Below are 1,974 nucleotides of genomic sequence, written 5' to 3' on the forward strand. Positions count from 1 at the left end.
CCAGCCAGTCGGGCAGCAGCGCGCGGGCCGCGCGGACGTGGGCCATGACGTTGACGTCCCAGGCCGCCGCCCAGACCTCCTCGTCGGCGAAGGCGTCGCCGCCCGAGGCGAGGCCGGCGTTGGCGCAGTAGACGTCCACCGTGCCGCCGAGCGCGTCGCGCGCGGCCGGGACGACGGCCGAGGCGTCACCGGCCACGGCGGTGCCGCCGATCTCCTCGGCGAGCGGCCGGATCCGGTCGGCGTCGAGGTCGTTGACGACGACCCGGGCGCCCTCCGCGGCGAATCTGCGGGCCAGGGCGGCGCCGATGCCGCCTCCGGCCCCGGTCACCACCACGCCGGCGCCCTGCACGGTACTCATCCGCTCCCGCCTTCCTCAGCCGTCTCCCCGGCAGACTAACCAGTCGGTATGTCCTCGGGGAAGGGGTCCGGGCCAGGACGCGGAATCTGCCCGGTCATGGACGTTCCGCGAGACGCCCGCCCGCGCTAGCGTGCGTGACCATGACAGTCGGCACGATCATGGAGGTAGCGCGATGACCCTGTCCAGACGTGGTCTGCTGGCCGCCGGTGGCGCGGTGGGGGCGCTCGCGGCCACCGCCACCGGGGCCGGTACGGCCGCCGCATCGGGGCACGGCGCAGGCCGTGGTCCCGGTACCCCCGGGGTCCGTACCGGCTTCGCCAGGCTGGCCGCCGACGGCTACCGGACGCTCTCCGGCGAGAAGGTCGGCGTGGTCACCAACCCGACCGGGGTCACCGACGACGTGCGGCACATCGTGGACGTGATGCACGCGGACCGCCGGGTGGACGTCACCGCGGTCTTCGGCCCCGAGCACGGCTTCCGGGGGACCGCGCAGGCGGGCGGCTCGGAAGGCCGGTACGACGACCCGGCGACCGGACTGCCGGTCTACGACACGTACCTGAAGAGCGGCCAGGAACTCGCCGACGTCTTCACCGCGTCCCGCGTGGACACGGTCGTCTTCGACATCCAGGACGCCGGGGCGCGGTTCTACACGTACATCTGGACGCTGTACGACTGCATGGAGGCGGCGGCGCTCGCGGGCAAGCGGTTCGTGGTACTGGACCGGCCGAACCCGGTGACCGGACGGGCCGCCCTGGGGCCTGTGCTGGATCCGGCGTTCGGTACGTTCGTGGGGCGCCGGGAGATCGCCCAGGCGCACGGGATGACCGTCGCCGAGCTGGCCCGGCTGTTCAACGGGGAGTTCCTGGCCGCGCGGCCGGCGGACCTGGACGTCGTGACGATGTCCGGCTGGCGCCGCTCCGACTTCTTCGACGCCACGGGCCTGCCGTGGGTGCCGCCGAGCCCGAACATGCCGACGCCCGACACGGCCCTGGTCTACTCGGGCACCTGCCTGTTCGAAGGGACGAACCTCTCCGAGGGGCGGGGCACCACCCGGCCGTTCGAACTGCTGGGCGCCGAGGGGATCGACCACCGGTGGGCGGCGGCCGTGAACGCTCTGGACCTGCCGGGGGTGGCGTTCCGTGAGGCGTACTTCGCGCCGGTGTTCTCCAAGTTCGAGGGGAAGACGGTGGGCGGCGTACAGCTCCACGTCCACGACCGGGCCGCCTTCGACCCGGTCCGTACGGGGATCGCGCTGCTGGTGACGGCGAAGCGGACGTGGAGCGGGTTCGCGTGGCGTGCGGACGACTGGATCGACAAGCTCACGGGCAGTACCCGGGTCCGCACCATGATCGACGCGGGCGCGGACACCGACGAGGTGGTGGGCGCGTGGGCGGCCGATCTCGCGGCGTTCCGCCGGGTGCGGCGGGAGTACCTCCTGTACCGGTGAGGGCCGGCGCCCGTCCCGCGGCACCGGCGAGGCCCGGTGCCCGCCGGGCGGGCGCCTCCCCGTCCCGGCATGCGAAGCGGGGTGCTCCGGGACCGGCCCGGGGCACCCCGCCTCCGACTCACGTCACTTGCGGAAATAGCCGGTGACGTCCGCGATCAGGTCGACGCCT

Annotated in this window: 2 protein-coding genes; one reads left to right on the forward strand and one right to left on the reverse strand. The window is 73.8% G+C overall.

The window, feature by feature from the left end:
* On the reverse strand, positions 1–358 hold a 358-nt coding region (locus IH13_RS0124810), incomplete at its 3' end, for an SDR family NAD(P)-dependent oxidoreductase (RefSeq protein WP_031088012.1).
* Positions 359–530: 172 nt separating this feature from the next.
* Between IH13_RS0124810 and IH13_RS0124815 the strand changes: the two genes are divergently transcribed.
* A complete protein-coding gene (locus IH13_RS0124815; protein ID WP_031088013.1) occupies positions 531–1,805 on the forward strand; it encodes an exo-beta-N-acetylmuramidase NamZ family protein in 1,275 nt (424 codons plus the stop codon).
* Positions 1,806–1,974 lie beyond the last annotated feature (169 nt).

Origin of the sequence: Streptomyces sp. NRRL WC-3549, from assembly GCF_000721935.1 — a bacterium.
In the GTDB taxonomy this organism is placed as follows: domain Bacteria; phylum Actinomycetota; class Actinomycetes; order Streptomycetales; family Streptomycetaceae; genus Streptomyces.

Coding starts and splice junctions, on each gene's coding strand:
- IH13_RS0124815 (WP_031088013.1), top strand. CDS start 531: ATGACCCTGTCCAGACGTGGTCTGCTGGCCGCCGGTGGCGCGGTGGGG.